This window comes from Psychrobacter aquaticus CMS 56, from assembly GCF_000471625.1.
In the GTDB taxonomy this organism is placed as follows: domain Bacteria; phylum Pseudomonadota; class Gammaproteobacteria; order Pseudomonadales; family Moraxellaceae; genus Psychrobacter; species Psychrobacter aquaticus.
On sequence record NZ_AUSW01000025.1, the window covers coordinates 87,644 to 110,648 of the forward strand.

Below are 23,005 nucleotides of genomic sequence, written 5' to 3' on the forward strand. Positions count from 1 at the left end.
TTTTATCACTTTCGTGGCCCATTAACTTGACTGTAACAAAGAAACCATCAGTCGCATGATAATAATGTTAAGCCTGTCCAATCAGCACTTTGTGGATAGTCCGCTATCGGTATTGCTGCAATCGTCAGCGTTGGCGTCAATTCTCGTAATGGTATCAATACAAAATTACGCTCGGACAGCCCAGCATGCGGTATAGTCAGCTGGGGATCTGTCATTTGTAAGTCGCCATACAGTAAAATATCGACATCCAGACTGCGCTCACCCCAACGTCGTATACGTGCACGCTTAGCCAATGCTTCTAACTGCTGGCAATATGCCAGTAATGCAAATGGGGTCAATGTCGTTTCAAAACCAGCCACCGCATTGACAAAATCTGGCTGGTCTTGCGGTCCCATAGGTGCTGATGCATAAAATGAAGAAGCTTGAAGCTCACGTATTTGTCCATGCTCTTGCATACTGACAAGTGCTCGCTCTATATGCTCGACAGGTGAACCCAACTCATTTATTAGATTGCTACCCAAACCCACATAGCAACTAACCCATATATCAGCCTGACTGTTATATGTATTGAAATCTGTCTTCATACTGCTAGGTTTGTTATTGCTGTCAATGTTGGACATAGATGGCATAGTGATCATTTAATTATAAAATCCACATTCAATTGCTGCTATCGCAATTAAGCATTGTCTGTACTGGGCTGGCGGCGGCGGCGCTTTGATGGTATAGGGCCTTTATTGTCATTCACCGTACTGGCTATCACTGGACTATGGGTCACTTGATTACTTTCAACAGACCTTGCGTTGGTGGGGTTTTTAGCTTTGGCAGGCGCAGCAGCTTTCACGGTTGCCTCATGCTCAGCTGTATCTTTAGCCTTATTATCCACTTTTACAGTAGATCCAGTGATTGATTTTGGCGCTTTTTTCGAATACTTTGCAATCGTTTGATCGCTGTTGTCAATTGCTTGAGTCTCTATACTGCTTGTATTGTCTACAGTGGTAGTGGGTTGACGGCGGCGACGCTTATGTGGAACCGGCTCGTTATTCATGCTCACTAGCGCAGGCGACCTTGCTACCGAACGAGTAGCGTGTGCGCTCGTTGTTGGTGACGTCTCAATCTCTGACTGACTGACTTTAGGTGGCTTGACACTATTTGAGCGATTGCTTTTAACATCGGATTTTGGCGACTGATGCGGTGATTCTTTTTCAACTGCTGCTGGCTTTTTCTGCACAGGTGCTTCGATACGTCTATGATTTTCGGCATCTGACAGCTGCTTTTGTAATGGCGGCACGACGTTTTCGTGCTCTATGACAAATAACGGTGCAGGCTTAGCGTTATGGCGTTTGTTTGACGCTTGATTACGGCTATTAGCAAGAGACAACTGCTGTAACTGGAGAAGCTCATTGCTGTCTTGTGTTACTTGCTGCGTATCGTTACCTTTACTTTTATTGCCATTAGATTGTTGCTTAGCAGATGTAGCTTGATTAGCTGCACGGCGGCGGCGTGATGGGATATTTGATGAATCATTTACCATTGTCTGATTACTCACACCTTTTTCAGTCATACCATTGGTTTTGCTATGCTTAGTATTGTGTTGATTAGATACTGGCTCATCAGCGGGGGTAGACTCTGGGTTTTGACGATTGCGGCTGCGTCCACGTGACCCTTGTTTATAAGCACCGCGACGAATATTTTCGTCAAAATCATTAATAGCTCGCTGCTGCTCTTGCTCAGACAGCGTTTGATACGTCTGCCACCAGTCACCCATGTCATTGGTTGACTCTGACAAAGGGTGTTCAGCATCACCGCATTGTTCACGCAGTAATAAGAAATCAAACCCTGCACGAAAACGCGGATGCTCAGAGAGCTGGACAATTTGTTTGCTACGCGGCGCCGCAAGTTTCGGTTGTAGCACCCAAATATCACGGATAAATTGCTCAGCAAATTTGGGAATCGCTGTTTTGATACGCTGGCGGTCGATAACTTTGCTGGCGGCATGCATTTGCGCTTCAGCGAACGGCATGTTGCGTTTTTTGGCTTTTGCCAATTGGTGCAGATAATTTTCCCACAATAGCGCGGCATAAAAAAACGCAGGATTGATACTTTTGCCTGCTGCAATACGCTTGTCCGTGTTGATCGCCACTTGATTCACTAAGGCACTTGGTTCAGACGGCGGATAAATGACTAAACTATCAATTGCGCCAGACTCAAACAATAGCGGTAACAGTGGCACCAGATAGCCACCCGTGAACATTTTTTGCGTCTCGTCATAGAGACGATGCGGGGATATTTGCTCAAGTAATGCCCAATTACCATCATGAAATTGCTCGGACAACGCGTCATCAAATTCAAAACCCAACTTGGCTTTAAAACGTAAAGCTCGTAACAATCGTACCGGATCTTCTTCTATACGAACTGGCGCATTACCCAAAAGGCGAATGATTTTATTATCAATGTCTTCAAGCGCACCGCAAAAATCATGAACCACGCCTTTTAGGGGCTGATAATAGAGGGCATTGATAGAAAAATCACGACGAGAAAAGTCTTGTTTGATGTCACCCCAGACGTTATCACGCAAGATCATACCGTCTTGATTGGTATTGGCATCACTGGTTGGCGGACCACGGAAAGTAGCAACTTCAATCAATTCTCGTCCTGAATACACATGCGCCAACTGAAAGCGGCGACCGATAATACGGCAGCGCTTACCAAAGACATCTTTTATTTCATGCGGCTTGGCATCAGTGACAGCGTCAAAGTCTTTTGGACGCAGACCCAATAAGGTATCACGCACCCCGCCCCCAACGATATAGGCATCAAAGCCAGCTCGGGTCAATGTAGTAATCACTTCAGTAATGGAATTGGGTAATTCAGATTTATTCAGTTCTAACTGCTTGGCGGCACGCTCGGCCATGCATCTACTCCTCGCCGGTATTCTTTGACCACCTCTGACGAACACAGCGTTTATCAGGCGGATGTACCTGCTAGTTTAACAAATTTTGGGCGTGCTGGGTGTGTTATGACACTTACTTACATGCTATTTTATCAATACTGGCGTTAATTAATGCAAAATACAGTTATCGATCCTGCACGCTCAAACGTCCTTGATTGTTCTCAATGGTTTTTACACCGATACCTTTGACCCTTGCCAACTCATTAACCGTTTTAAAATCGCCAAACATCTCACGGTACAAAATGATTGCTTGCGCCTTACTGCTGCCAATACCATGCAATGACACAAGCTCGCCTTCACTGGCACGATTGATATTAATCATTTTTTGATCACGGGCTTGTGTGGCTGATTTTTCTTGTGCTAATAAATACTCATAGGCGCGTTGCGGGTTGTCAAAACATGGGGCTGCATTAGCGTTATTGAGCACAGCAATAACCAATACTAGGCAGCAAACGGCGTTCGTTATTAAGCCAGCAAACGAGAATTTATTGTGAACGTTCATGTCGTTTAGCCGCTTCCCACAGTGCATCCATCTCTGTTATGTCGCTATCTTCTAGGCGCTTGCCGACCTCAGCTAACTGCGCTTCAATGTAACCAAAACGTGATTTAAACTTATGCACACACGTCAGTGTGGCGGTTTCAGCATCGAGGTTCAATTTACGGGCAACGTTGACCAATGCAAACATACAATCACCAAGCTCTTTTTCTATTTCTCGAATATTGGCCTTGATGTCCGCTTTGGATGTATCTGCCAGCTCAGCTTTTAGCTCAGCAATCTCTTCATCGAGCTTATCAAAGGCACCGCTGATGCCCTCCCAATCAAACCCAAGTTTTGATGCTTGTTTCTGTACATCTTGTGCTTGCATAAGCGCACTGCCCGCTTTGATACTGTCCAAACGACGCGTTGGTTTACCACGTGCCTCGCGAGCTTGCCGTTCTTCCGCTTTAATTTCATCCCAGCGCTCTTTTACCGCTACGTCATCTTTGAGGGTTTCTGCTTCAAATACATGGGGATGACGACGCACCAGTTTTTCTTGCAAGGTAGTAATGACATCATTGATATCGAAACGACCTTGTTCCGCATACATCTGACAATGAAAAACCACTTGCAGCAGCACATCACCAAGCTCGCCTTTTATATCCTCGTCATCATCATTTTGCACAGCCTCGCCCAATTCATAAGCTTCTTCAATGGCATACGGAATTAAGCTGTGATTGGTTTGTTTTTTATCCCATGGACAATCAGCCCGTAGACGTGCCATGAGTGCCAAAAGATCCTCAAGTTGACCACTTGCGTCCGGCAACCCTTGCACAGGTTCAGGGGTTTTTATTTCAGTGTCTAACGTACTCATAGAAGATGCTCTTATCGTTTTGTTTATCATTTGATTTAGCGTTTAAAAATGAATAGGGCGTGTTTGATATTCACAAATAGGCACTGCTGATTGCTGAAACGGTTCCAGACAAGGCGCAAGTCGATGATAATGTTAATACCTTAGCGAGACTTGCAACACAGTATGGGGCAGTTTTAGCATCAGCCCCGATAATAAAAGCTGCGGACAGGACTCTTTTTTGCCGCTTTATTGATAAAAACAGACGTATAGAATAACTATACTTACTATTTTTACCTTCGAATCGCCTAAAAAATAGTCGTTGTCAGTGCCATGGTTGAATCATCAAACACGCCCTAATAACTCAGCACAGATTTATGCTGTAACTATCTACATCTGCTTTACCTGCATTGGCTTTATTCATTGAATAGTTAGTGTATCATTGAACACAGTTTGGCGTATCATCGCACTATTTACTTTTTTATTTTATCACTGCTCACGCGCAAGGAACTTTATTATTATGTCCACTTCTGCGACCAACGGCTATCAGCCAGCCACTGAGTTTGATCCTATTGTGATCGATTCTTTTAAAGCTTACGATATTCGCGGCGAGCTTGGGGTCAATCTTGATGAACACATTGCTTACCGCATCGGGCGCGCCTTTGCCCAGATTTTATTTCAGCGTTATCAGGCAGCAGTTGCGAATCAAGCCAGCGATGATATGGTAAATCTGCAGCCTGCTATCGTTATCGGCAGTGATATCCGTCATTCAAGTGAGCCATTAAAACAAGCAGCTATCAAAGGTATGATAGACGCTGGCGTTGATGTGATTGATTTGGGCATGACTGGGACAGAAGAGGTATATTTTGCCACCAGTCATTATCACGCATTAGGCGGTATCGAAGTGACCGCCAGTCATAACCCGATTAATTATAATGGCTTGAAACTGGTCAAGGAACACTCAAAACCAATTAGTGCCGATGATGGTTTGGCAGAAATTCAAGCGCTGGCGGAGTCTGGACAATTCACCAAAGATAACCAATCAGGGAAGTTGCAATTACTGACGGACAAAGGTGCTTATATTGAGCATGTGATGACTTTTATCGACACCGATAAACTCAAACCGCTCAAATTGGTGATTAACTCAGGCAATGGCAGCGCAGGCCCTGTGGTTGATTTATTAATTGACAAACTGATACAAGCCGGTGCTCCACTTGAGATAGTAACATTGCATCACACTCCTGATGGCAATTTCCCCAATGGCATACCCAATCCCATGATTGAAGCCAACAGAATCGCCACTCAGCAAGCCGTACTAGCACACAAAGCCGATCTTGGTATTGCGTTTGATGGCGATTTTGACCGTTGTTTTTTGTTTGATGAAAACGGTGAGTTTATTGATGGCAGCTATATCGTGGGTATGCTCGCGCAGGCGTTTTTGAACAAGTATCCAAACGAGGCCATCGTCTATGATCCGCGTGTGATATATAACACTGAAGCGGTGATAAAAAATCATAATGGCAAGGCAGTGATTAGCAAGTCTGGCCATTCGTTTATCAAGCAAGTCATGCGTGAGTCAGGCGCAGTTTATGGCGGTGAGATGTCAGCTCATCATTACTTTCGGGGTTTTTTCTATTGCGATAGCGGCATGATTCCGTGGCTGTTGACCATTGAGCTATTGGCCATCACTGGCAAAACGCTATCCGAATTGGTCACGGGTTATATTCACGCTTATCCCAGCTCAGGCGAGCGAAATTTTCATCTCACCACTCAAGATGCACCGACCATCATTCGCGCCATTGAAGAGAAGTTCAGCGTTCAGAAACCAACCAAATCGACGCTAGATGGCTTAAGTCTCAACTTTGGTGCGTGGCGCTTTAACTTACGGGCTTCCAATACGGAACCGCTCATCAGATTGAACATTGAAAGTCGCGGTGATGAACCGTTATTGGCAACCAAAATCCAAGAAATTCAGCAGTGGCTAGCATTACAAGGTGCTGTACCAGCTTAGGATTATATAATCAGTTCAGTATCAAAACGAGTCAGCGGCACTGGAATAAATTTTTTGCAACATCGAGCTGCGAAGGCACAGCAAGCAAGAAAATTTACTCCAGTTTAGCGTTAAAATATAATGGTTCTGTTTTATTTAAAATCGACTATATAAGGCGTGTTGAACAGTTATTTAGACCGACCGATCCCTATATAATCACCCACCAAGCGCTCGATTTGCGGCCGTGTCAATGTATTTTGCGCATCAAACATTGGCATTGCTTGCTCATTGATCTTAGTAATATCTAGCTGATCTCTTGGCGACCAACTTATAATAAAAATTGCTTGGGCTTCATTAAGCTGCTGATAAGGACTATTAATCAGTTCAAACAGTGGCTGCGACTTATACAGCATGGCCAGTTCAGTCTGTGCTTTATCACTATACACCAGAGTACGAATGTCATAAGACCATAGTAGCGCCAATAATGGATGAATGGCTGAGCCAGCGGTACGTCCAGATCCCGCTTTATAACTTCCGCCCCAAATCATGACCGTTTTATGGTCAATAAAGCCATCAAAATACTGCCAGAATTTACGAAATATCAGCTCTTTTTGGTCTTCATTGATATGCATGATAGCTTGCAATAGCGGCATATCCAAACTGTGCGTTTGGCTCGATTGCTGCAACTTGGTCAATTCAGTTGGTAAAGTATCACCGCCAAACCCCCATCCAGCTTGCAGGTAACTACTGCCAACCCGCTCGTCTAATCCCATAATACGGCTCACTTGGCTGATATCAACTTGTTGACTATCCGCCAAGCGTGACATCTCATTCATGAAGCTCACGCGCGTCGCGAGCATAGCCATGATACTACTGCGAGCAAATTCTATCGTTGCGATATCAGCATAATGAGTGGCATGCGCTTGCTGCATTAGAGGATTCAGTATCTCTAGATGTTGGCTACTGTGCGGCGTTTTTTCACCGAGTAACCACAATGAAGGATTCAACATCGAGCTATAAGCATCACCATCTTTTAGGAATACAAAGGGTACATAATACACCCAAGCACGCTGTAAACGCTGCGCCAATGCTGAAACATATCCCAATTGCTCAATATCGCTCATAATTAGCGGTAGTGCTTGCTGATGACTGTGATTAAACGCCGTAATCCAGCTGTCCTCAAACCAGACGGACTTGATACTGTTTAAAAACAACCAATAAAGCGCCACTGTTTTTTGGTCATCGATATTATAGCTATAACTGATATCACGGTTAATATCATGACTGGCATCATGATTCATTGTTTCATAGCGGCGTATGAGCTTGTCGGCACTGTCTGGCAAATCGTGACTCACAATAAGCTGCTGCTGCTCATACATTTGCCATAGTGCTTGCAAGTGATGCTCAAAACCATATTGCTGTATGTGCTGTGCCAATGCCTGCCTAGCTGCATACAAGTGGACACGCTGGCCCAAGCTAGCCAGCACCACAGCACTGGTAATAGCTTCAATACTATGACCGACAAGCACACAAATAGAAGCATTGCTAAGCTGATTCAGCGCGGAATTATTTTTATATTCTGAGGTAGGTTTGTAACTTGCATCGGTGCTCATGGATTCGCCTTTTAACATTATTAACCGATCAGCCGCCTCTTAAGACAGCTGTTTAATGTGCTGTAGCAACTGTTCAGTAGAGGTATCAAATTGACCACTATTCTCGTGCTGCATGGCATGATGTACAGATTCTGCCATCTGCTTGCCCATTTCAACGCCCCATTGGTCAAACGGATTGATGTCCCAAATGCTGGCCATCACATAGACTTTATGCTCGTAGAGCGCAATCAGCGCTCCCAAACTGTGAGGAGTAAGTTCATCGATTAGTACGGTGGTTGACGGCTGATTGCCACGATAGTACTTGTATTTGTCCGCATCAGCATCCACTTTGGCCCCAGCTATTTTTGCAATCGCTGTATTACCAAAAGCCAATACACGACTTTGCGCCAAACAGTTGGCCAAAGACAGCTCATGCTGCTGCTGTAATGGCGCGTTTTTTACATTATCACTGTAACGACGTACACAAGCAATAAAGTCGCAAGATACTTGCTGCGTGCCTTGGTGCAGTAATTGATAAAATGCATGCTGAGCGTTTGAACCAATTTCACCCCATAAAATTGGACAAGTGTCGTAGTCAATGTCATCGCCATGCTGGGTAACCGACTTACCGTTACTCTCCATCTCCAGCTGTGTTAAGTAGCTCGGCAGATAACTTAAACGACCATCGTAAGGCAACACTGTGTGCGCATTCACCTGTAAAAAGGTACTGTTCCAAACGGCAATTAGCCCCAACAACACCGGTAAATTGTCTGCAAAATCAGCCTCAGAAAAATGCTCATCCATACTGTGAGCACCGCTCAATAGCGCCTTGAACTTGGGCATACCAATTCGGATGGCTATCGCCAGCCCAATCGCTGACCATAATGAGAAGCGGCCACCGACCCACTCCCAAAGCTGCAACTGATGCTCAGAATGAATACCCCACGCGCTCATTTTCTCACTATTGGCTGAAATACCGATAAAGTGCCGACGCAATACACTATCTTCAGTACCCGCCCGCAGTTTGGCCGTGGCAAGTAGCCACGATAATGCCGTCTTAGCATTAGATAAAGTATCAACTGTGCCAAAAGATTTGGACGAGATAATAAATAAAGTTGTTTCAGGATTTAGATGTTTGAGTAAATTATCGAGCTGAGTACCATCCATGTTAGAGACAAAGTGTACTGCAATCTCGGTATCTGCCCATTCATCCAGCGCAGTCGTCGCCATCAGTGGCCCAAGATCAGATCCGCCTACTCCAATATTCACCACATCAGTAATGGCTTTTCCTGAAAATCCGCGCCATGTACCATGACGTACTCGCTCGGACAATCTGGCCACTTGCACCAGACTATGATGAACATCAGCCACCACATTTTGGCCATCAACGTTTAACCTTGCTGTTTCCGGTAAACGCAGCGCCGTATGTAGTGCGGCACGCTGTTCACTGGTATTAACCATAGCACCTTGCATGAGCGCATCAATTCGTCTCGATATCTCACAGCTCTCTGCTAGCTGCAATAGATTTGCCAACACTTCCTCATCAAGACACTGCTTACTGTAGTCCATATACAGCGCCCCAGCTTTCGTGCTAAAGCGTGCCGCGCGGCTGTCATCGTGCGCAAACAAATCTGCCAGTGACCATGGCTGCGTCGCAAGCGTTTGCAATTGCTGCCAATATTTAGAATTACGAGCACTGTCAAATGCTGTTTTGTCTTTGATCGCGTCCATCAGCTACTCATCATCTTTTAATTGCTGCTCGGCAAAGTAGATAAAGGCTTGCATATAAGAACGCATATCACCTGCATCATAGCTGTCACCGCGCATGGTCGTTACGTTAACGCCGTACTCACTTATCAATGCATCAATGGCATCGGTTAACTGTATCTCCCCACCAACAGAGGCTGTGGTATTGGTCAAATAATCAAAAATTTTATTACTAAATACATAGCGGCCTACCACAGCTAGATGTGAAGGTGCATCGGCTAAGCTCGGCTTTTCTACAAAACCTGCGACTTTAAAACTAATATTCACCTCTGCTTGATCTTCAAAAGCGCTGGTAGCACTAAACTCTTCGTGTAATTGGGCGATACCGTATTTATGCACATCCTCATCTGCCACTTTATTCACCAATATTTGCGAATGGTTGTCTTTGGCAAATGCGTCAATCATAAACGCCAAATTATCAACAGCCATATCATTGGTAAAAGGATCAAGCACCACATCCGGGAGCAACACGGCAAAATCATGTTCACCAATGATGGGTTGCGCAGCCAGTACCGCATGACCCAAACCTAATGCCCTACCTTGACGTATCATCGATACCGTCACATCATTTGGCAGCCAGTTTAGGCTATCTGCCAGCTCGTCTTTGCCTTTATGACGCAGTTGGTTGTCCAGCTCAGCATTGATATCGAAATAATTTTCAATTGCGCTTTTTTGCGCATGTCCGACCAAAACAATATGCTTAATACCGGCAGCAATCGCCTCTTCGACCACATAATGAATGGCTGGACGATTGCCAAGTGGCAGTAGCTCTTTGGGCACTGATTTAGACAGTGGCAGCATACGAGTACCGAATCCTGCAACAGGGATGACCGCGTGAGTAATTTTTTTCATAAAGTTCGGACTGTGTTAAGAAAATAGGTTAAACAAAAGTAGTTAGCGAACAGTAATAATCTAAAAAATATTAAGAGATATTGTAGCCTTGCGAATTCATACTCTGCCAACGCCAGGTATCTTGGCACACATCAGTAATTAATAGCTTGGCTTCCCATTCTAATAATGCTTTTGCTTTGTCGGCACTAGCATAACAGCTGGCAATATCCACTTCATTTGAGACAAACAAAAACACCCCATCGTAGGGGTGTCTTGTTTATTTTTCAATAGAGTTTTAGTAGCTGTGTTTTAGATGATTATTACCAGCCAGTAACTTCTTTCAATTTTTCACCAAGTTTAGAGGGATCACGTGTATACGCGATGCCTGCATCTTCAAAAGCTTTAAATTTCTCTTCAGCAGTACCTTGACCGCCAGAGATAATCGCGCCAGCATGACCCATACGCTTGCCTTCAGGAGCCGTAACACCAGCGATATAACCAACCACTGGTTTAGTAACGTGGTCTTTGATATAAGCAGCCGCTTCTTCTTCAGCAGTACCACCGATCTCACCGATTAGGATAATCGCTTCAGTCTGTGGATCTGCTTCGAATAGTTTCAATGCGTCAATCTGGTTCATACCAGGAATAGGATCGCCACCGATACCGATACAAGTTGACTGACCAAAACCAAGCTTAGTCGTTTGTGCAACTGCTTCATAAGTCAAGGTACCAGAGCGTGAGATAATCCCCACTTTACCTGGCTGATGGATGTGACCTGGCATGATACCAATTTTGCACTGACCTGGTGTGATAACGCCTGGGCAGTTAGGACCTACTAAACGCACATCGCCAGCAGCTTCAAGATAGCGCTTGGCTTTTAGCATATCGATAGTCGGTACGCCTTCAGTGATCACAACGATCAGCTTAACGCCTGCATCAATTGCTTCAATGATAGAGTCTAGTACGAATGGTGCTGGTACATAGATAACAGAAGCGTCAGCTTGTGTCGCTTCCATGGCCTCGCTCATAGTATTAAATACTGGCAAGCCTAAATGCGTTTGACCGCCTTTACCGGGGGTTACGCCACCAACTACTTTAGTGCCATATTCGATGGCTTGTTCAGAATGGAACGTACCGTTTTTACCAGTAAAACCTTGTACCAATACTTTGGTATCTTTATCGATTAATACACTCATTATTTTTTCCTTGTATTCGGTTGTCTTATGATAGCCACTTAATGGTTTATTGATCATTGTTATCAATGGTCTATTTTTATACCAAAAAGCCACTATCACGCTTTGACTACTATGCTTAAGCGTCTAAATTGACAAACTTACGCTTTTACAGCATCGACAATTTTTTGAGCAGCATCTGATAGGCCTTGAGCTGAGATCAATTTCAGACCAGACTCTTCTAGGATTTTCGCACCTAGCTCAGCGTTGTTACCTTCTAAACGAACAACAACAGGTACTTTTACGTCAACTTCTTTGATCGCAGCGATAATGGCTTCTGCAATCATGTCACAACGTACGATACCGCCGAAGATGTTGATAAGAACGCCTTCAACACTGCTGTCTTCTAGGATGATTTTGAACGCTTCAACAACGCGATCTTTGGTTGCCCCGCCGCCAACGTCCAAGAAGTTAGCAGGCTTGCCGCCGTACAATTTGATGATGTCCATCGTCGCCATTGCAAGACCAGCACCGTTAACCATACAACCGATGTTACCTTCTAGCGCAACATAGTTTAGGTCAAACTCAGCCGCTTTTAGCTCACGCTCATTTTCTTGTGACTTGTCTTGTAGCGCGGCAATTTTAGGCAAACGATAAAGGGCATTTGAATCGATACCAATTTTGCCATCAACACAAACGATTTCGCCATTTTCGCGTACGGCTAATGGGTTAATTTCCATTAAAGCAAAATCGTTTTCGACGAATGCTTTATAAGCGCCTGTCATCAATTTAACGAATTGATTGATTTGCTTGCCTTCTAGACCTAGCTTGAACGCGACATCGCGCGCTTGGAAAGGCATCAAGCCTACTAAAGGATCAACATTAACTTTAAAGATTTTTTCTGGTGTGTTGTGAGCCACTTCTTCAATATCAACGCCGCCTTCGGTTGATGCCATGAAGGTCACACGACGAGTAGCACGATCAACTACGGCACCAAGATATAACTCAGTTTGTACTGGATACATATCTTCTGCAACCAATACAAAGTTTACTGGTTGACCATCGGCGTCAGTTTGGAACGTCACTAGGTTGGTACCGATAAGCTCTTCAGCCACTTGCTTGGCTTCTTCACGAGTTTTAACCAGCTTTACGCCACCTGCTTTACCACGACCACCAGCATGTACTTGCGCTTTAATAACCGCAATGTCCGTTGGCGTTTTATCAAAAGCGGCGGCAGCTTCGTCACCATTATAGGCAATGATACCCTCTTGGATAGGCAGTCCGTAGCTTTTTAGTAGCTCTTTTGCTTGATACTCATGTAAATTCATTGATTGTATCCTTTATTTTTTACAATTAATAAAAAGTGAAAACAAGCGCGCCCTATGTACATATTAGACGTACCTCTGGCACACTTATGATCATAGCAACCGCTTTAGTCGCAGCACTATGATCAGGTTATAAGTCAGTACTTATCAAACCAACTACTTATTTTTTACGCTTTTTACGCTGGATGGCGTGAATAGCGCGACCATCTGCAGACAAAGCAGCTTCATGCACTGCTTCTGAAATGGTTGGATGGGCAAATGTCATCAATTGTAGATCTTCGATACTAGAGACAAACTCCATCGCAATCATACCTTGATGGACGATATCACCAGCACCCGCAGAGATAGCATGCATCCCTAGTAGGCGATCTGTTTTGGCATCCGCAACAACTTTGATAGAGCCTTCAGCTTCGCTTTGAGCCAATGCACGGCCGTTAGCTGCTAAATTGAATGAACCTGTTTTAACTTCATAACCAGCGGCTTCGGCTTCTTGTTCAGTCAAACCAACCCATGCGATTTCTGGATGGGTATAGATAACGTTGATAATCGTATCATAATTAACTTGCGCTTTTTCACCATGAATACGCTCAACAGCCATCATGCCTTCTTCCATGGCTTTATGTGCAAGCATAGGGCCACGTACCAAATCACCAATAGCGTAAACACCATCGAGATTGGTTTTACATTGATCATTCACGTCAATCAAACCGCGTTCAGTCAACGTAATACCACTGTCATTGCCCAATAGCTTTTCAGCATATGCACGGCGGCCAACACAAACGATGAGTTTATCAAAACTCTCTTCAGATGACTCGCCTTTGCTTTCGCTGGTAACGACCACTTGATCGCCTTTGACTTCAGCGTTGGTTACTTTGGTATCAACACGGATATCAAGACCTTGCTTTTTCAGCATTTTGCCAGCTTCTTTGGCGATATCTTTGTCTGCTGCTGCTAAGAAACTTGGAAGCGCTTCATATACTACCACCTCGCTACCTAGACGACGCCATACAGAACCCAGCTCAAGACCGATAACGCCAGCACCGATAACGCCTAAACGCTTAGGTACTTCAGTAAAGTCCAAAGCGCCAGTAGAATCAACAATACGGTCGCCGTCAGTTTTAGCAACAGGAATCTCAATAGGCACAGAACCTGCCGCCAGAATGACGTTTTTGGCAGTAATCGTCGTTTCTCTGTCATCTTCTAAAGCAGTAAATTTAACTTGCTTATCAGCACCTTTGCCGTCAACTAACGTACCCCAGCCTTGTAGCCAGTCAACGCCATTGCCTTTTAATAATGCAGCAACACCGCCCGTCAATTGCTTAACAATGCCTTCTTTGCGTGCAATCATTTGCTCAATATCGATGGCAACATCACCAGTACTGATACCATGCTCAGCAAGGTCGTGCTTGGTTGCTTCGTAACGATGCGAGCTATCAAGTAACGCCTTTGATGGAATACAGCCAACGTTTAAACAAGTTCCACCAAGGGCTGGCTCACCTTTATAAACACGTTTTTCGATACAAGCAACGCTCATACCTAATTGGCCTGCACGGATAGCGGCTTCGTAACCACCAGGACCGCCGCCGATGACGACTAAATCATAATTGTCTTTCATAATATAAACCTTGAATTTCTTATAAAGAATGTAGTTTCATATAACCAGATACTATTTTGACTGATGCTAATACAATTAAAACTCAGGAGGTATGAACTAACTAGTACTCTGAGTCATTTTGCATCTCTTCAATCATTTGCTCATAAGTGAATTCGCAAAAATCATCTTCATGACTAGTATTACGAATCATAATAATAATATTACCTGCTAAGTTTTTGAATTCTGCTACTGGGTACAGGTTATTAAGAAAACTTTCTTGTACATCAAGATAGAAGCCATATTTTTCAAGTAAGCTTGAAAACTTATCCACAAAGTCAGAAGCAAACTTATCATCATTTTTATAATTTTCATTAAAAAAACGTTCTAAGTTTTTTAGCTCACTATGTAGCTCATTTACCTGTTCTTTTGTTAGATTAACATTGGGTAAGTCATAGAGAGCTTCAGAGAAGTTCATAAATTCACCATACTAGATTAATTGCATCACAAAGCTACATACTAGTTATCAAAAAAGCTTGTATTAGCGGTTGCCAATACAAGCTTAGAAGCTTACAAGTCTAATAGTAACATGGCTGGATCTTCAACCAACTCTTTGATAGTTACTAAGAACTGTACCGCTTCTTTGCCATCAATCATACGATGGTCATAAGATAGTGCAAGATACATCATTGGTAAGATTTCAACTTTACCATCAACTGCCATTGGGCGGTCATTGATCGCATGCATACCTAAGATAGCTGTTTGTGGTGGATTCAGGATAGGAGTTGACATCAATGAGCCAAATACACCGCCATTTGAAATCGTGAACGTACCACCAGTCATGTCATCTAGACCAAGCTTACCTTTCTGTGCAAGGCCACCAAGCTCACGGATACGGCTTTCGACATCCGCCATGCTCATGCGATCCGTATCACGTAATACCGGAACGACCAAGCCACGATCTGACGAAACTGCCACACCGATATCATAAAAACCATGATACACAATGTCGTCACCGTCTAATGAAGCGTTCACTGCTGGGAAACGCTTAAGCGCTTCTGTAGCCGCTTTCACAAACAATGACATAAAGCCTAGGCGTACGCCATGACGTTTCTCAAACTGGTCTTTATATTTAGCACGCATGTCCATCAACGGCTTCATGTTAACTTCGTTAAACGTCGTTAACATCGCCGTTTCTTGAGAAGCTGCTAGCAGACGATTCGCCACTGTCTTACGAAGACGTGTCATTGGAACACGTTTCTCAGTACGCTCACCCATTGATTCAGCAACTGGACGGCCATTGTCAGACTTGATGCTGCTGTCTGCTTTCAACGTTGGGTTAGCCATATCTGTTTTAGTGACACGGCCACCGCGACCACTACCTTCAACTTCTTTAGGATCGACGCCGCTTTCTTTAGCCGCTTTACGAACTGCTGGGCTCTGATCTTTATGATCAGCTTCGTCTTTCTTATCCGTCACTTGTACAGGCTCACCGCCATCGGCTGCTTGTTTTGCTTGCACAGGCGCTGCTGGTTGATCCGGATCTACAGCAGGAGCCACATCTGTACTGGCGCTTGCACCCGCTTCAAATTCAGCAATGAGCTCGTCAGACAAAACAGTATCATCAACTTGTTTAACGATTTTGGTAACAACACCATTATCAGGCGCGACCACTTCTAATACCACTTTATCGGTCTCAATTTCAGCCAATAAATCATCACGATTTACTTGTTGGCCTTCAGTCACATGCCATTCAACGATTGTGCCATCGGCAACCGATTCTGGAAAAACGGGGGCTTTGATATCAGCCATCGATATACTCCTTAGATTTGGATATTCATACTTATTATTAAGTCGTGATAAACAGTTAGTACCGTCTTAGATAATATTATCTAAATTGTATTAAATGATACTGACTGTTATCGCCTGATTCATTTATCTTCTATAGTCTTCTGATTAAACAATCTGTTACTTAGACAACTCATCGACACTGATACCAAGGCCACCAGCGATCAACGCTTGCTGCTGCTGCGCATGGAGTTTTGGTGAACCTGTCGCAGGTGCTGCACTAGCAGGACGTGCCACCGGCTCCATGACTTTCGCCTTGGTTGGGTGCGGTACGACGATACGGAACATATGCGGTGCCAAGTAATACCAAGCGCCTTGATTGAGCGGCTCTTCTTGTGTCCATACAATCTCTGCTAAATTACGATACTTTTCAATCTCCGCAATCAAACGCTTCTCTGGCAATGGATAGAGCTGCTCAATACGAACGATAGCAACATGATCTAAACCTAAGGCACGGCGCTGCTCAAGCAAATCATAATAAACCTTGCCGCCACATAGCACCATACGCGTCACTTTGTCTGCGTTGTGCTCGTCCATCTCTGGTAGCACCGTTTCAAACTTACCATTAGCAAGCTCTTCAAGATTCGACGTCGCCAACTTATGACGTAACAAACTCTTTGGTGACATGACAATCAGTGGTTTACGAATTGGGCGTACAGCCTGACGACGCAGTGCATGATAAATTTGCGCAGGTGTGGTCGGCGTAATGACTTGCATGTTGTCTTCAGCACATAATTGTAAGAAGCGCTCAAGACGAGCTGAAGAATGCTCAGGACCTTGACCTTCAAAACCGTGCGGTAACAGCATGGTCAAACCACAAACACGTTGCCACTTGGTTTCACCACTTGCGATAAACTGATCGATTACTACCTGTGCACCGTTAACGAAATCACCAAACTGCGCTTCCCAAACGATCAATGCGTTTGGTACGGTGGTTGCATAACCATACTCAAAAGCCAGTACCGCTTCTTCTGATAATAGTGAGTTATAAGTAGCAAAACGGGCTTGTGTTTCACTCATGTGTGCCAATGGCACATACATACTGCCATCATTGACATTGTAAATTTCACTATGACGATGTGAGAACGTACCACGGCCTACATCTTCACCAGTAATACGTACTAATACTTCATCATGATCGACCAATGACGCATAAGCCAATGTCTCAGCAGCACCCCAATTCAGTGGCTCTTCACCTGTCTGCATGGCCAAGCGTTGCTCTACCATTTTCTCAACTTGACGCTGTAGTTTGTAGCCTTCTGGCATTTCAGCCATACGACGACCGTATCCTTTTAGGATTTCAATATCGACACTGGTATCCCACTCATCGACTAAATCATGACCCAAATAAGGTTTCCAATCGACAAACAACGATTCATTTGGTTGATTGACCAATGAATTGGCAACGTAATCACCGCGGTCTAAAGATTCACGGTAGTCATCTTCGTACCGTTTTTCTTCTTCAGCACTTAGAATACCTGCTTCAATAAGCATCTGCGCATAGATAGTACGTGCAGTTGGTAGCTTTTTGATGACAGCATACATGAGAGGCTGAGTCGCTGATGGCTCATCTGCTTCATTATGGCCATTACGGCGATAACAGAATAGATCAATAATGATATCTTTAGCAAACTCACGACGATAGTCTAATGCCAATTGAGCAGCAAACACGACTGATTCAGGATCATCACTATTTACATGTAGAATAGGGGCATGTACCATTTTTGCTACATCAGTACAATACTCAGTCGAACGAGCATCTTCTTGACGGCTGGTGGTAAAGCCTACCTGATTATTAATAACGATATGTACCGTGCCACCCGTGGTATAAGCACGAGTTTGCGACATCTGAAAGGTTTCTTGAACCACACCTTGACCCGCAAAAGCAGCATCACCATGAATAACAATTGGCAATACTGAATTGCCATCGGTATCTGCCATCAAAGGCTCATCATTACGACGAACCTGACGGGCACGTACTGAACCTTGTAACACTGGTGCGACAATCTCAAGATGCGATGGGTTAAATGCCAATGCCAAATGCACTTCGCCACCTGGTGTCATCACATTAGATGAGAAACCATTATGATATTTAACGTCACCTGAGCCTTTTTCTGGCTGCACTTTACCATCGAACTCGTCAAACAAATCTGCAGGGTTTTTGCCTAGAATATTTACCAATAAGTTTAGGCGGCCACGGTGCGCCATGCCAATGACCATTTCTTTGGTGCCATAACTGCCCGCACGTTGAATGATTTCATTGATAGCAGGAATAAAGCTTTCGCCACCCTCTAAACCGAAACGCTTGACGCCTGTATATTTACGCGCTAAATATTTCTCTAAACCTTCTGCCGCTGTCAGACGCTCAAGAATAGACAAGCGTTTTTCTTTATCAAACTTGATATAGCCTAAATTGGTTTCTAAATATTTTTCCATCCAGCGCTTTTCTGTACTGGTGGTAACGTGCATATATTCGATACCAATATGGCGGCAGTAAACACGCTCCATAATCTCGATAATTTCACGCAATGGTGCTTCATCTTTACCGATGTTTAAATCATTGGTAGGAAACACAGTATCAAGATCGGCTTCTGAAAGATTGTGATAAGCCAGAGTCAGATCTTCAACCTCTGCCCGTGGATGCAAATCTAATGGATCGAGCTTGGCGCGGCGATGACCGCGGCGGCGATAGGCTGAAATCAGCTGCTGCACACCCATTTGTTTAGGATCGGCGCAGTTAGATGGGTTATTAATATTTGCTTCAGTTGCTTGTGTACTGCCTTTATTGGCGGTCTGATTGCGGGCAAGCAACAAGAACTGGTCTTTAATAGCATTATGCTGTGCATCGTTTGGCGATTGGTATTGCTTAAAATACGTTTGCCAATCTGTATCAACACTATTAGGGTCAATTAGGTATTGCTCATAAAGAGCTTCTATATAGCTGGCGTTATCCGCAGCCAACTCTGTATGTCCTAGGCTCGCTGCTTCTTTAATTATACTATTCATAATAATCGTCTATTTGATAGATAAATGAATGGAATCGTGCTTATTATTGTGAAATCTGTTGTATGTTGACCATTTTGACACTTCGTTATATGTCATTAACTACTACTTAACAAAACTCATTCTCGTTATGAAAAAATGAGCGAATTACTTATCACAACTATCGATACTAAATAGTAGCACTAAGTGTCATTGCAATACTTTTATCAAAAAAAATACTTATTTGTGAACGTTCAGTTTTCTGATCTAGCTCGTTTCAAAAAATTAATTTATATATACTGCTATCAATCATAACCAATTTGTTAATGAAAAATTGACCATGAATGTTTTGTTATTTCTAAAATACGATTCATTTTTGGCCAAGCATACATTGCTGTATAGAATAGCATGCCTGCTTTTTATGCCATAGTTTGTTTGTTCAATACTAAGTATTTACGTAGTGAATACCTAGTATCATTTAAGCGTATTGTCATTATTTATAGGCTGCTATGACACATTGTTATAATCAAATCAGAGCATCAATAACTGATATTAACCAATCAAAATATTCGACATATACAACTGTGCAATATTCTAACATTTAACGTGTTCAATATCTCTTGATGAATGCATTTTTCTAGACCAATTATATAGATTGACTGTTTATATATCATGCATTCTTACATATGACCAACGTATCGTTAGTACAGACGCACATTTAATTATTTGTATTACTTTTATCTTACCTTAAGCTAAAAAATAGTCTCAGAATTTTATCAAAAAAACACCACCTGATTAGGTGGTGTTTTTTTACTACAGCCAATTCATTTTAAAAAATACAATTACAGACCACTAACCTGCTTGATCCAGTAACATGCTACGTAAATGACCAATGGCTTTTGTTGGATTCAAGCCTTTTGGACAAACTGATACGCAGTTCATGATACCGCGGCAACGAAATAGACTAAACGGATCATCTAAACGAGCCAGACGAGCTTGCGTGTCACCATCACGGCTATCAGCAACGAAGCGATAGGCATGTAATAGTGCTGATGGACCTAAGAACTTATCAGGGTTCCACCAAAATGATGGGCAGCTGGTTGAACAGCACGCACACAGGATACATTCGTACAGGCCGTTCAGTTTTTCACGCTGCTCAGGAGATTGCAAACGCTCTGTTGGCGGTGCTGGTTGGTCATTGATCAAGTACGGGTGTACTTTTTCATACTGCTCATAAAATTGGTTCATATCGACAACCAAATCACGAACCACTGGCAAACCCGGTAATGGACGAACGGTGACTTTTTCTGGCAAAGTATTCATGTTGATTAGACATGCCAGACCATTTTTGCCATTGATGTTCATGCCATCAGAGCCACAGATGCCTTCACGACAAGAGCGACGGAAGGTGAGCGTTTCATCTTCCTTCTTTAGGCGTAATAATACGTCAAGCAACATACGATCTGAATCAAGTAGCTCAATCGTATAAGTTTGCATGCGTGGCGCTGCGTCCAGATCAGGATCGTAGCGATAGATTTCGATGGTGCGAGTACCTCGGCTCATAATGCTAAACTCCACACGTAGGTGATGGCGGGCATACAAAGATTGCAACATATTTGCGCTCACTATGAATCAGGGATGACAATCAATATCAAAGGCTGATTCATAGTGCCATAGCGCTGGCATGTGCATGTAGCTGGCGGTCACCTTTTTAAGAAATTAATAAAGGATAAAACATTAACACTGCTGTTATATATTAGCTGCTTAACAGAAAATTAATAAACACGAACTTTTGGTTCAATATAGTCAACTGTCAATGGCACTTTGCGAACTGGCTTATAAATGATGCGGTTGCCTTCAGAATACCATAAGGTATGTTTCATCCAATCATGATCATTACGGCCATTTGGCGCATAGTCATCATCTTCTGGACGATCATAATCAGATACACTGTGCGCGCCTCGGCTTTCGTGACGCATAGCCGCTGATATCATTGTCGCTTTTGCTACTTCATATAAATTAGCAACTTCGAACGCTTCAATACGTGCTGTGTTAAACACTTGTGATTTATCACCCAAATGGATTTTTTCGATTTTATCACCCAGCGCTAGAATCTTCGCAACGCCTTCGTCCATCATTGCTTGCGTACGGAATACGCTAGCATGCATCTGCATAGTGGCACGAATCTCGTCCGCAACATCTTGGGCGTTATAGCCTTCAGTTGACTGTTGCAGCTTATCTAGACGACGAACGGTAAAGTCAAGTACGCGAGGATCAAGCGGTTTATAGTTGTGATCAGCATGATGGAATTCGTCAACGATATGCTTACCCGCTGCACGACCAAATACTAATAGATCAAGCAATGAGTTCGTACCTAGGCGGTTGGCACCATGGACACTCACACAAGCACACTCACCGATTGCATAAAGACCTTTAACAACATTGCCTTTAGCATATAGACCGTCTTCATCAGTACCCGCTTCTAGATCCGGTACAATCACTTGACCATGAATAGTGGTTGGAATACCGCCCATCATGTAGTGAATGGTTGGGATAACTGGAATGGGTTCTTTCGTGATATCAACGTTAGCGAAGTTTTTACCGATCTCAAATACTGACGGTAGACGCTTCATGATGGTCTCTACACCCAAATGCGTCATATCCATTACAATATGATCAGCGTTAGGGCCACAACCACGGCCTTCTTTAATTTCTTGGTCCATAGAACGTGACACTAGATCACGTGGTGCCAAGTCTTTCACAGTTGGCGCATAACGCTCCATGAATGCTTCGCCATCTTTGTTACGCAAGATAGCGCCTTCACCACGGCAACCTTCGGTCAATAGTACGCCTGCACCATGTACACCCGTTGGGTGGAACTGCCAAAACTCCATGTCTTGTAGTGGAATACCAGCACGAACCGCCATGCCAATACCGTCACCAGTATTGATGTAAGCATTGGTAGAAGCTGCGAAGATACGGCCCGCACCACCTGTCGCTAAGACAGTAATCGGTGATTGGAATACCGCAACGGTACCAGTCTCTTGCTCAAGTGCGACAACACCGTTGATATTGCCAGCTTCGTCTTTAATCAAATCAAGCGCGATCCACTCGATAAAGAACTCAGTACCTTGCTCTAAGTTTTTCTGATATAGCGTGTGTAGCAATGCGTGACCTGTACGGTCAGCAGCAGCACAAGCACGTTGTACGGCTTTTTCGCCATAGTTTGAAGTATGACCACCAAACGGACGCTGATAAATCGTACCATCTTCATTGCGGTCAAACGGCATGCCCATGTGCTCAAGCTCATAGACCACTTTTGGCGCTTCACGGCACATATATTCGATGGCGTCTTGGTCGCCTAACCAATCTGACCCTTTAACGGTGTCATAAAAGTGGAAATGCCAGTTGTCATTACTCATGTTACCCAAACTTGCACCGATACCACCCTGAGCGGCAACCGTATGCGAACGTGTTGGAAACACTTTGGTTAGGACTGCAACCTTCATACCTGCTTCGGCCAAATGTAGTGAAGCACGCATCCCTGAACCGCCGCCACCAACGATAACTGCATCATAGTTCAGAGTTTTGATATTGCTAATGGTATTATCTTGTCTTGTTGCCATTAC

The 23,005-nt window shown here is 43.8% G+C and carries 16 protein-coding genes and 1 pseudogene; 1 reads left to right on the forward strand and 16 read right to left on the reverse strand.

Annotation, left to right across the window (positions count from 1 at the left end; all coding sequences use genetic code 11):
- Positions 1 to 47 precede the first annotated feature (47 nt).
- The 4 genes from folK to mazG all read right to left on the reverse strand — a co-directional run bounded on the left by folK (position 48) and on the right by mazG (position 4,302).
- Positions 48 to 620, reverse strand: coding sequence for a 2-amino-4-hydroxy-6-hydroxymethyldihydropteridine diphosphokinase (folK, locus tag M917_RS06840; protein WP_319802565.1), 573 nt, complete (start codon positions 618 to 620; stop codon positions 48 to 50).
- Positions 621 to 676: 56 nt separating this feature from the next.
- On the reverse strand, positions 677 to 2,911 hold the full coding sequence (gene pcnB, locus M917_RS06845) for a polynucleotide adenylyltransferase PcnB (protein ID WP_021814067.1): 2,235 nt from the start codon (positions 2,909 to 2,911) through the stop codon (positions 677 to 679).
- 163 nt (positions 2,912 to 3,074) lie between these two features.
- The gene (locus tag M917_RS06850) at positions 3,075 to 3,452 is read right to left on the reverse strand and encodes a ComEA family DNA-binding protein (RefSeq protein ID WP_040642244.1); all 378 of its coding nucleotides are present in this window, start codon (positions 3,450 to 3,452) and stop codon (positions 3,075 to 3,077) included.
- Entirely contained in the window at positions 3,436 to 4,302 is an 867-nt protein-coding gene (gene mazG / locus M917_RS06855; RefSeq protein ID WP_021814069.1) for a nucleoside triphosphate pyrophosphohydrolase, read from the reverse strand. Before mazG ends, M917_RS06850 begins: the two co-directional genes overlap by 17 nt.
- 496 nt (positions 4,303 to 4,798) lie before the next feature.
- On the opposite strand from mazG, the gene M917_RS06860 reads away from it, so the two are divergent.
- Entirely contained in the window at positions 4,799 to 6,289 is a 1,491-nt protein-coding gene (locus M917_RS06860; RefSeq protein ID WP_021814070.1) for a phosphohexomutase domain-containing protein, read from the forward strand.
- A 167-nt stretch (positions 6,290 to 6,456) separates the two neighbouring features.
- Here the strand turns inward: M917_RS06860 and M917_RS06865 are convergent, their stop codons facing one another.
- The 12 genes and pseudogenes from M917_RS06865 to sdhA form a co-directional block, all read right to left on the reverse strand.
- A complete protein-coding gene (locus tag M917_RS06865; RefSeq protein WP_021814071.1) occupies positions 6,457 to 7,881 on the reverse strand; it encodes a UDP-glucose/GDP-mannose dehydrogenase family protein in 1,425 nt (474 codons plus the stop codon).
- A gap of 39 nt (positions 7,882 to 7,920) precedes the next feature.
- Positions 7,921 to 9,591, reverse strand: coding sequence for a glucose-6-phosphate isomerase (gene pgi, locus M917_RS06870; RefSeq protein ID WP_021814072.1), 1,671 nt, complete (start codon positions 9,589 to 9,591; stop codon positions 7,921 to 7,923).
- Between the two features lie 3 nt (positions 9,592 to 9,594).
- On the reverse strand, positions 9,595 to 10,479 hold the full coding sequence (locus M917_RS06875; RefSeq protein ID WP_021814073.1) for a UTP--glucose-1-phosphate uridylyltransferase: 885 nt from the start codon (positions 10,477 to 10,479) through the stop codon (positions 9,595 to 9,597).
- Positions 10,480 to 10,549: 70 nt separating this feature from the next.
- Positions 10,550 to 10,687 (reverse strand): annotated as a pseudogene (locus tag M917_RS14110) (UDP-glucose 4-epimerase GalE); the annotation flags it as partial.
- Between the two features lie 91 nt (positions 10,688 to 10,778).
- The gene (gene sucD / locus M917_RS06880) at positions 10,779 to 11,654 is read right to left on the reverse strand and encodes a succinate--CoA ligase subunit alpha (RefSeq protein WP_021814075.1); all 876 of its coding nucleotides are present in this window, start codon (positions 11,652 to 11,654) and stop codon (positions 10,779 to 10,781) included.
- A 137-nt stretch (positions 11,655 to 11,791) separates the two neighbouring features.
- Positions 11,792 to 12,958: an ADP-forming succinate--CoA ligase subunit beta gene (sucC, locus tag M917_RS06885; protein WP_021814076.1), complete on the reverse strand. Its 1,167-nt coding sequence runs from the start codon at positions 12,956 to 12,958 to the stop codon at positions 11,792 to 11,794.
- A gap of 157 nt (positions 12,959 to 13,115) precedes the next feature.
- Positions 13,116 to 14,570 (reverse strand): dihydrolipoyl dehydrogenase, encoded by a 1,455-nt coding sequence (lpdA, locus tag M917_RS06890; protein WP_021814077.1) that lies wholly within the window; start codon positions 14,568 to 14,570, stop codon positions 13,116 to 13,118.
- A 100-nt stretch (positions 14,571 to 14,670) separates the two neighbouring features.
- Entirely contained in the window at positions 14,671 to 15,024 is a 354-nt protein-coding gene (locus tag M917_RS06895; protein WP_021814078.1) for a hypothetical protein, read from the reverse strand.
- Between the two features lie 92 nt (positions 15,025 to 15,116).
- A complete protein-coding gene (gene odhB, locus M917_RS06900) occupies positions 15,117 to 16,358 on the reverse strand; it encodes a 2-oxoglutarate dehydrogenase complex dihydrolipoyllysine-residue succinyltransferase (protein WP_021814079.1) in 1,242 nt (413 codons plus the stop codon).
- Between the two features lie 156 nt (positions 16,359 to 16,514).
- A complete protein-coding gene (locus M917_RS06905) occupies positions 16,515 to 19,400 on the reverse strand; it encodes a 2-oxoglutarate dehydrogenase E1 component (RefSeq protein WP_021814080.1) in 2,886 nt (961 codons plus the stop codon).
- An 828-nt stretch (positions 19,401 to 20,228) separates the two neighbouring features.
- Entirely contained in the window at positions 20,229 to 20,939 is a 711-nt protein-coding gene (locus M917_RS06910) for a succinate dehydrogenase iron-sulfur subunit (RefSeq protein ID WP_021814081.1), read from the reverse strand.
- A 212-nt stretch (positions 20,940 to 21,151) separates the two neighbouring features.
- Positions 21,152 to 23,002, reverse strand: coding sequence for a succinate dehydrogenase flavoprotein subunit (gene sdhA / locus M917_RS06915; protein ID WP_021814082.1), 1,851 nt, complete (start codon positions 23,000 to 23,002; stop codon positions 21,152 to 21,154).
- Positions 23,003 to 23,005 lie beyond the last annotated feature (3 nt).

Bases quoted from the DNA above. Each gene is read 5' to 3' on its own strand.
- folK (WP_319802565.1), bottom strand. From the start codon at position 620: ATGTCCAACATTGACAGCAATAACAAACCTAGCAGTATGAAGACAGAT.
- pcnB (WP_021814067.1), bottom strand. From the start codon at position 2,911: ATGGCCGAGCGTGCCGCCAAGCAGTTAGAACTGAATAAATCTGAATTA.
- M917_RS06850 (WP_040642244.1), bottom strand. From the start codon at position 3,452: ATGAACGTTCACAATAAATTCTCGTTTGCTGGCTTAATAACGAACGCC.
- mazG (WP_021814069.1), bottom strand. From the start codon at position 4,302: ATGAGTACGTTAGACACTGAAATAAAAACCCCTGAACCTGTGCAAGGG.
- M917_RS06860 (WP_021814070.1), top strand. From the start codon at position 4,799: ATGTCCACTTCTGCGACCAACGGCTATCAGCCAGCCACTGAGTTTGAT.
- M917_RS06865 (WP_021814071.1), bottom strand. From the start codon at position 7,881: ATGAGCACCGATGCAAGTTACAAACCTACCTCAGAATATAAAAATAAT.
- pgi (WP_021814072.1), bottom strand. From the start codon at position 9,591: ATGGACGCGATCAAAGACAAAACAGCATTTGACAGTGCTCGTAATTCT.
- M917_RS06875 (WP_021814073.1), bottom strand. From the start codon at position 10,479: ATGAAAAAAATTACTCACGCGGTCATCCCTGTTGCAGGATTCGGTACT.
- sucD (WP_021814075.1), bottom strand. From the start codon at position 11,654: ATGAGTGTATTAATCGATAAAGATACCAAAGTATTGGTACAAGGTTTT.
- sucC (WP_021814076.1), bottom strand. From the start codon at position 12,958: ATGAATTTACATGAGTATCAAGCAAAAGAGCTACTAAAAAGCTACGGA.
- lpdA (WP_021814077.1), bottom strand. From the start codon at position 14,570: ATGAAAGACAATTATGATTTAGTCGTCATCGGCGGCGGTCCTGGTGGT.
- M917_RS06895 (WP_021814078.1), bottom strand. From the start codon at position 15,024: ATGAACTTCTCTGAAGCTCTCTATGACTTACCCAATGTTAATCTAACA.
- odhB (WP_021814079.1), bottom strand. From the start codon at position 16,358: ATGGCTGATATCAAAGCCCCCGTTTTTCCAGAATCGGTTGCCGATGGC.
- M917_RS06905 (WP_021814080.1), bottom strand. From the start codon at position 19,400: ATGAATAGTATAATTAAAGAAGCAGCGAGCCTAGGACATACAGAGTTG.
- M917_RS06910 (WP_021814081.1), bottom strand. From the start codon at position 20,939: ATGAGCCGAGGTACTCGCACCATCGAAATCTATCGCTACGATCCTGAT.
- sdhA (WP_021814082.1), bottom strand. From the start codon at position 23,002: ATGGCAACAAGACAAGATAATACCATTAGCAATATCAAAACTCTGAAC.